Source organism: Pseudomonas sp. R1-18 (genome assembly GCF_051132095.1).
GTDB lineage: Bacteria > Pseudomonadota > Gammaproteobacteria > Pseudomonadales > Pseudomonadaceae > Aquipseudomonas.
The window spans coordinates 1789209-1797044 of sequence record NZ_CP071658.1; the positions used below are offsets into that span (position 1 = coordinate 1789209).

The 7836-nt window shown below is 63.2% G+C and carries 9 protein-coding genes; 1 reads left to right on the forward strand and 8 read right to left on the reverse strand.

Going from position 1 to position 7836, the window contains the following annotated elements; genetic code table 11:
- Positions 1-175 precede the first annotated feature (175 nt).
- The 8 genes from J3P77_RS08350 to J3P77_RS08385 are packed head-to-tail and all read right to left on the reverse strand — an operon-like array spanning position 176 to position 6383.
- On the reverse strand, positions 176-1084 hold the full coding sequence (locus J3P77_RS08350; protein WP_434681028.1) for a metal ABC transporter solute-binding protein, Zn/Mn family: 909 nt from the start codon (positions 1082-1084) through the stop codon (positions 176-178).
- Positions 1084-1983: a metal ABC transporter permease gene (locus J3P77_RS08355; RefSeq protein ID WP_434681029.1), complete on the reverse strand. Its 900-nt coding sequence runs from the start codon at positions 1981-1983 to the stop codon at positions 1084-1086. Before J3P77_RS08355 ends, J3P77_RS08350 begins: the two co-directional genes overlap by 1 nt.
- Complete coding sequence (locus J3P77_RS08360) at positions 1983-2747, reverse strand: metal ABC transporter ATP-binding protein (protein ID WP_434681031.1); 765 nt, start codon at positions 2745-2747, stop codon at positions 1983-1985. The genes J3P77_RS08355 and J3P77_RS08360 overlap by 1 nt, the downstream gene beginning before the upstream one ends.
- Positions 2744-3673: a metal ABC transporter substrate-binding protein gene (locus tag J3P77_RS08365; RefSeq protein WP_434681032.1), complete on the reverse strand. Its 930-nt coding sequence runs from the start codon at positions 3671-3673 to the stop codon at positions 2744-2746. Before J3P77_RS08365 ends, J3P77_RS08360 begins: the two co-directional genes overlap by 4 nt.
- Before the next feature lie 43 nt (positions 3674-3716).
- Positions 3717-4286 (reverse strand): DUF6162 family protein, encoded by a 570-nt coding sequence (locus J3P77_RS08370; RefSeq protein WP_434681033.1) that lies wholly within the window; start codon positions 4284-4286, stop codon positions 3717-3719.
- Positions 4287-4297: 11 nt separating this feature from the next.
- Positions 4298-4636, reverse strand: a complete 339-nt coding sequence (locus J3P77_RS08375) for a hypothetical protein (RefSeq protein WP_434681035.1) — start codon at positions 4634-4636, stop codon at positions 4298-4300.
- On the reverse strand, positions 4633-5175 hold the full coding sequence (locus J3P77_RS08380) for a thiamine pyrophosphate-binding protein (RefSeq protein ID WP_434681036.1): 543 nt from the start codon (positions 5173-5175) through the stop codon (positions 4633-4635). Before J3P77_RS08380 ends, J3P77_RS08375 begins: the two co-directional genes overlap by 4 nt.
- Positions 5172-6383 carry a PepSY-associated TM helix domain-containing protein gene (locus J3P77_RS08385; protein WP_434681037.1) on the reverse strand — a complete coding sequence of 404 codons (1212 nt, stop codon included), beginning with the start codon at positions 6381-6383 and terminating at the stop codon, positions 5172-5174. Before J3P77_RS08385 ends, J3P77_RS08380 begins: the two co-directional genes overlap by 4 nt.
- Before the next feature lie 321 nt (positions 6384-6704).
- Here J3P77_RS08385 and J3P77_RS08390 point away from each other — a divergent pair, with 321 nt between their 5' ends.
- The gene (locus J3P77_RS08390) at positions 6705-7685 is read left to right on the forward strand and encodes a TauD/TfdA family dioxygenase (protein ID WP_434681038.1); all 981 of its coding nucleotides are present in this window, start codon (positions 6705-6707) and stop codon (positions 7683-7685) included.
- Positions 7686-7836 lie beyond the last annotated feature (151 nt).

Below are 7836 nucleotides of genomic sequence, written 5' to 3' on the forward strand. Positions count from 1 at the left end.
CGGAGCGCCGTCCGGTCCGCTTCTACTGCCGCAAGGCGCTCAGGCGACCTGCGCGTTTTTGTGGGAGCGGACTTGTCCGCGAAGAGGCCAGTGCATCCCCAGCAGATGCCCTGCCTGTACCATTTTTCCACGGCGAAACGGAGCGCCACCCGGTCCGTCCCCGCAAAACGCGTTCCTACTTCAATGCCTTGACGATCTGACCGATATCCGCCTCCAGCTCCGCTACCGGATCGGCGCCATCAATCCCCAGCACCAGCAACTTGCTGCCCGCCGCTTCGATAGCGGCCTTGACCGGTTCGGGTGGCTGGCGATGGTCGAGGACGAGGGCAACGTCGTTGTCCTTGAGCGTCGCGGCGAGCTTTTGCACCGCCTCCGGCGTCCACTGCTCATCGGTCAGCGCCTGGGTGTCGATCAGTTCCAGATTCAGGCCACCGATCAGATAACCGAAGCGATCGGACAAGCTCACCACGCTCAGGTTATCGGCGCTGGCCAGGCTGGCTTCGCTGGCAGCGCTGAGCTTGAGCAGCTGCTGCTTGAGCCTGGCCAGATTGACCTCGATGCTCGGCTTGGCCGCAGGCGCCAGGCGTACCAGGTCGGCGGCAATAACGTCAGCCATGCGGCCCATGTTGTTGCTGGCCAGCCACGGCTGGCTGTTCAAACCGTCGATACCCTGGCCCGGCTGCACGGCGATACCCGGCAGACTGCCGTCGACCGGGCGCGCCGCGTCGATCTCGACGATGCGGATGTTGCTGCGCCGGGCGTTGGGGTAGAGCGGATCGTCCGGCCACAGCGAACGCAAGCCGATCACCGCATCTGCCTTGACCGACAGGTCACGCAGCGCTTCAGCGCCGCGCCCGGTGAAGTACGCGGTCTGGCGCGAGCCGGGCAGGTTGGCGGCAGCGGCGCGCTCCAGTACCACGCCGCTGTCCTTGAGCAGAATCTGTCCCAGACCGTAAGTGATCGGCAGGCTGGCGAGGACGCGCACCTGCTCGCTGCCAGCGGGCGCCGGCTCGGCGGCCTGCAGGGTGTTGCTCAGGGCGCCGGTCAACGCCAGCGCCAATGTCAGTGTCCGTAAAGTCAGCATTAACCGATATTCCCCTTGAGGCTTGGCACAGTGCCGCGCGCAATCGCCGCCAGGGCAAAAGCCACGCCTGCCACCAGAATGATCGCGGCACCGGACGGTACCGGCAGGTCGAACACGATGGGCATCAGAATGCCGCACAGCGTGCTGACCGTGGCGATGCCCACCGAGATCCAGAAAAAGCCCTTGAGCGACTGGCTCAGCAGGCGTGCCGCAGCGGCGGGAATCACCAGCAGGGCGCCGACCAGGATGGCGCCGATCACTTTCACGGCAGCCACGGTGATCAGCGTCACCAGGATCACGAACAGATAATCTAGCGCCTTCACCGCGACGCCACGCACCGCCGCCAGCTGCGGGTTGAAGCTGGCCAGCATGATGCGGTTGTAAAGCGGCAGGCTCAGGCCCATGACCAGCGCGCCGACCACCAGCAGCACCAGCAAGTCGTTACCGTTGACCGTAAGGACCGAGCCGAACAGCACGTTTTCCAGAATATGCACGTTGATCTTGCCAGCCAGCACCAGCAGCAGGCTTGCGCCCAGTGCCAGGGAAACCGACAGGAACACGCCGATCAGGGTGTCCGGTGCCAGCCCGGTGCGGTTGCGCAGGTAATTGAGCACGATGCCGAACAGCAGGCAGTAGCCGAAGAGGCTGCCATACGGGCCGGTATAGGGTTCGCCGAGCAGAATGCCGATGGCCACGCCGGTCAGCGCGGCATGGCCTACCGCCTCGGAGAAGAACGCGAAACGCTTGACCACCACCAGCGTGCCCAGACCGCCCAGTACCGGGCCGATCAGCAGGCCGGCGAGCAACGCATTGACCACAAAACCGTAGGCCAGGGCTTCAGGCAGGTAGCCGGAAGACGCCAGGCCCTGGATGAACAGGCGAAAGCTTTCATAGTCCATCAGGCGGCGCTCCCGGAATCGATTTGCGCGGCGCGCGGATGGGCGGAAAACAAGGTCAGCAGACGTTCGGGCGTCAGCGCGGTGGCTGCCGGCTCGTCGAACAGCACGCGGCGGCTCAGACCGGTGACGTTGTCCGCCAGACGCTTGACCGCTTCCAGATCGTGCTCGATCCACAGCACGGTAATGCCCGACTGGCGCCAGACTCCCAGCAGCCGCTCGAACACCTGGATACCGGCTTCGTCCAGCGCCGACATCGGCTCATCGAGCACCAGCAATTGCGGTGCCGGAATCAGACCCTGAGCGAGCAATACGCGCTGACGCTCGCCACCGGACAGCGCACCCATGCGGCGCTTGCGCTTGTCCTGCATGCCGACTCGCTCCAGCGCGTCGCCGATGGCCCCGGCGTAGTGGCGGGACAGGCCGAGGAACGCCGGTCGGCGCTGGCACATGGCGGCCATGAAATCGTCGACGGTCATCGGCAGGCCACGGTCGAATTCCAGCGCCTGCGGCACGTAACCGATCACGCCCGGCGCGCCGGACCATTCGAGGCTGAGCTGGCCCTGATGTGGCATCTGACCGAGCAGTGTCTTGATCAGCGAACTCTTGCCGCCGCCGTTCGGGCCGACCAGCGCGTGCACGCTGCCGGGCCTGACCTTGAAGGTTACGTGGTCGAGAATCGTCGTGCGGCCGAGCGTGAGGCTGACGTCGGCGAAGTCGACGCCCGGCCCCTGGCCCGCGACGGAAATGTGCTGTGCCACGGTCATGCGCCTGCCTCCTGAATCGCGCGCACCACGGTGTCGAGGTTGCCGGCCATTTCCTTTTCGTACTTCTCGGCGCTGTACTCGCCGTAGGAAATGTGCGACAGCGGGTACAGCTTGACGCCGGATTCGCGCTGGATGGTTTCGACGTAAGTGGAAGGAAAGTCCATCTCCGAGAAGATCACCTTGACGTCCAGTTCACGCAGCTGGTCAATGGTCTTTTTCAACTGGCTGGGGCTTGGCTCGATACCGTGGGCCGGTTCGACCACGGCGGTCACTTCCAGCCCGAATTCACGCAGCAGATAATCGTAGGCGGCGTGCACCGTCGCCACCCGCAGGTCGGCGTTGGGCGCTTTGGTCAGCTTGGCCAGCGCATCGGCGCGCATCTGCCGCAGGCGCTTGCCGTACGCACGGGCGTTGGCGGTGTAGGTTTTGGCGTTGTCCGGGTCCAGCTTGCCCAGCTCGCGGGCGATGTTGTTGACCTGGGCGATGGAGGCGCTGATCGACAGGAAGGTATGCGGGTTGACCACCTTGCCCGCACCACGCGCCGCGATGCCGGTGGCGGCGAGCAGCGGCACGTCGGCGTTCGCTTCGATGGTCTTGATGTCCGGTTTCTCGCTGGCTTCGATCATGCGGTCGGCGAAATCGTCATGGCCTACGCCGTTGAGCACCACCACGTCCAGCGAGCCAATGCGCTTGATGTCTTCGGCGCGCGGCTCGTAAGCATGCGGGTTGAAGCCTGCCGGAATCAGCGGCACCACTTCGGCCTTGTCGCCGACGATATTGCTCACATAGCTGTAGTAGGGGTGCAGCGTGATACCGATGCGCAGGCGCTTGGCCGGGTCGGCCGTGACCTGGGGCGTGAGCAGGGCCGCGAACAGACCGGCCAGCACGACGCGCAGCAGAGGACGGCGTTTCAACGAAATGGGCATGGATAGGCTCTTTCAGGTTGATGCATGAATTCGGTGGGCAAGATCAATGACGATGCTGGCGGGTGACGCCGGCGTCGAACTGCGCGACAACCTGCTGCCAGCCGGCATCGATCAGGGCTGTGTCGCTCAGGTCGACAGGTGCTTTTGTCGCAGTGCGGCCGATCCAGATATCCGGGTCGCCATCGTTGCCGGCGCCGCGGCGCAACAGGAACGAACCGGCCACGTCGGGTGCCTGGCTCAGGCCCAGGTACGACGAGCCGATCATCTGCCAGGCATGGGCGCCGCGGCTGACCGAACTGGCGTCCTGCGCGAACGGCGCGAAGCCTTCGTCGGCAAGCTGTGCAGGCGTGACCGGCGTCGTCTGCTCCTGGGCCAGCAAGCGGATCTCATCCAGCGTGACGCGCAGGTCGGCGTAGATGCCCTGTTCGGCGGGCGTCAGGTCGCGGCGGGCGTCCAGCTGATGACTGGCGACGCTTTCTGCTTCATGGCTTTCGCCATGCAGGCTGACGATGCCGCCTGCGACCGCCAGGATCAGCAGGCACAGCAGCAGGACGTAAAGGGTTTCGTGCCCGGCACCGGCCGGGCGAACGGTCTGTCGAGTAGGCTTGCTCATGCCAGGTGCACTCATGGTGCCTGGATATCCGCTTGGTCGATTTCCACCACGTGGCCAGGGCCTGCGTCGAACAGCACATAGAACTCCGACGCCGGACGCTTGAAGGTCACGGTCGAGTCTTCGCCCATCTTGCCAGGCACCAGAATGGTTTCGTCATAGCCGATCACGTCCAGCGTCACGCCGGGCGCGCCGCTGCCGTCGGAGAACCCGCCGGTGCAGCGGATCTGCTCGTTATCGATCTGCTTGCACTCGCACATCGGGTTATGCGCCAGCGCGTTGCCGCTCAGGCCCAGGCCCAGCAGGCAGGCGGCACCGGCACTCAGCCAGCGCAGGGGGAAACGGATACTCATGGTTTGCCTCCTTGTTTTTTCAGCCATGCAACGGTGGCCGGCGAGGCCTGTTGCAGAGGAATCGAGGTCTGGTGCACGGAGCCGTCCCAGCCCTCCATGGTGATCCAGAGATCAAGATCGGGGTTGGTGTCCTGCGGAATCTGCATGAAGGCGCTCATGCGATAACCGCCGCCAAAGAAGATTACTCCGGCGGTGCGCAGGCTGCGCGGCTTGCCGATGCGCAGGTAAGTGGCCTTGACCCGGTCGATGCACTCGGCGCACAGCGCGGCATTGAAACTTTTGGTGTAGCCGGATGGACCGGAGCGCTGCGGTGCTTCGTCACGTTCCTCGGCCATGCGCATGCTCCACGGGCCGACCTGAATGGTGCCGACCTCGCGCTGCCCCAGACCCTGGTCGCCGCGATCCAGTGCCACATCGGCAAAGTACTTGGGCATGAAACCCAGCGGGATCAGCACCAGCAGCACGTTGATATGGAAGCGCCACTTGTGCCACAGGCGGCTGAGTGGTGAAACCGGTTGGGCGATGGCGGCCTTGTTCACAGAGTGTTCTCCGGGGTACGGGTCGCCAGCGGCGGCCGCGACGATTGCTGAACGGCCGGTTGCCGGTTGCGGTTGTCACGCTTGAAGGCATTCAGGGTCGCCAGCGCCGTGCGTTTGCTCCAGACCAGCAGACCACTGAGCACCATCATGCTCAGCAGCAGGCCGAAGAATGCCCAGATCAGCTTGATCCAGATTCCGCCGAAATCCCCGGTGTGTAGCGGACGCATCGATTCGGTCACGAACTCCAGCTTGTTGCGGTCTTCAAGCAAATGCGAAGACACCAGCTCGCCGCTGTAGGGGTTGATCTCGGCCGTCTGATACATCAGCGGATACCAGCTGCGCCCGCCGACCTGCATGTTGCTGTAGGCGTTGAATGGCGGGGTGATGAAGCTGGCGTCCAGCCCGGGAATGCGCTGACGAGCGACTTCTATGGCCTTGTCGAGGCTGATGGTTGGCGCCGGGCTGCCATCGGCGGTCAGCGGCACGGCGCTGTGCGGGATGATCGCGCTGGCGGCGGAGCGGCTGGAAATGCTGATCTGGTTATCGCCCAGAATCGCCTGGATCAGGAACCAGGTGCCGGTGATGGAAATGACCGCGATGAACCAGATCGACCAGACGCCGCTCAGGCGGTGTATATCGCCCCAGTAAACCCGCGGACCCTGGCTGAAACGCACCGGCTTGAAGAAGCCTTTCCAGAATTTCTTGTACACCACCAGACCGGTGACCAGCGACGCGAGTAACGGCAGGCCGAGGAACGACACCAGATACCAGCCCCAGGAATAGCCATTGGTGAACGGCACCAGCCACCAGCCATGCAGGGCGCGCGTGAAGCGGCGGAAGTCGAACGATGGCGTGACGCCCTGGATGACCCCGGTGTAGGGGTTGACGTAAGCAGGCACCGAGCGGCCGTCGGGGTAGGTGATGAAGACGCTCAGCGCGAAATAGTCACCGTCGGGCTGCATGATGGTGCCGACGATCAGATCGGGCTCGTTGCGCTCGATGGTCGCTCGGATCTGTTCGAAGCTCATGCGCTGGGCGTCCTCGGACGGCTTGTTCTGGCGCATCTCGGGGTTGGCCAGCCACATGATCTCCTTGCTGACAACCGCAAGCATGCCGGTCACGCAGACGATCAGGACGAAAAACCAGATCGGCAGGGCCAGCCAGCTGTGGACGAGAAACCATATTTTTGAACGGGACTTTCTGGACATGGGTAAACGGTCTCGATTCACGATGCGGAGCAGCCGCAGGGCAGGGCGCTCGGTTGTTTTGCTGGTCCGTGCCTTCGCGTGGCAGAACGCCATTCTCAAAGCGCCCTAGCGTAACCGATGCACCTACCTAAAGACGAATGAGAACGAAACACTCGCACGAATATTTTGCATTTAGAGGCTGGAAAATGTTTCAGAATGTGTTTCCAGAGTGAACTGTAGGTGCTCTTGCTTAATTTTCCCGCCAGGCGCTACGTCCAGACAGAACGTCGGTGTTGCGTCCGGCCGTTGGGGTCGCGGCGCTTTTGCCATGGGAGAAGCATCATGAGTCACGCGTTGAGTTTGGATATCCGGCCGCTGCTGGCGGGGGCGGGCACCTTGCCCATGCTGGTACAGGCGCCTGAGCCCGGTCTGGACTTGATGGAAGCGCTTGGCGAGCTCAGACCGCTGGTCGCCGAACACCTGTATCGCAGCGGCGGCATTCTGTTTCGCGGCTTCGAGGTCGCCGGCGCAGAGGCGTTCCGCGAATTTGCCGCAGGCTTCGGCGATCCGCTGCTTACCTACGAATTCGGCTCGACTCCGCGCAGCAACGTGACGCAAGGCGTTTACACCTCTACCGAGTACCCGGCTCACCAGAGTATTCCGCTGCATAACGAACAGGCCTATACGCTCGAATGGCCGATGAAAATCTGGTTCTACAGCATGATCGCCGCGCAGACCGGTGGCGAGACGCCGATTGCCGACAGTCGGGAAATCTATCGCCGCATACCGGCGCGCATCCGTGACCGCTTCATCGACAAGAAACTGATGTACGTGCGCAACTTCGGCAACGGGCTGGACGTGGACTGGAGCCAGGTGTTCAACACCGAGGACGAAAGCGTCGTCGAGGCGTATTGCCGTGCCCATGCGATCGAATGCGAATGGAAGGAGGACGGCGAACTGCGTACCCGTCAGATCTGCCAGGCCGTGGCACGCCATCCGGTGACGCAGGACACCGTGTGGTTCAATCAGGCGCACCTGTTCCATATTTCCAATCTGCAACCTGAAGTGCGCGAAACGCTGCTCGACGTGGTGGACGAAGAAGACCTGCCGCGCAACGTGTATTACGGCGACGGCTCGCCGATCGAAGAAACCCTGCTCGACGAAATCCGCGGCGTGCTCGACGACTGCACCGTAAGCTTTCCCTGGCTGGAAAACGACGTGCTGATGCTCGATAACATGCTCACCGCCCACTCCCGCGCGCCGTTCACCGGCCAGCGCAAAGTGGTCGTGGCCATGGCGCAGGGGTATTCGGAAAAAGCTTGATCTGCTGTAAATGTGGAGGCAGCTGCAACTCTGCGGGAGCGGACTTGTCCGCGAAAAGGCCGGTACATTCACTGAATATGTACCGTCTGCAAGTAAGTCTTCGCGGACAAGTCCGCTCCCACATGACGTCCCGTACCCCCAAACCTCGCTA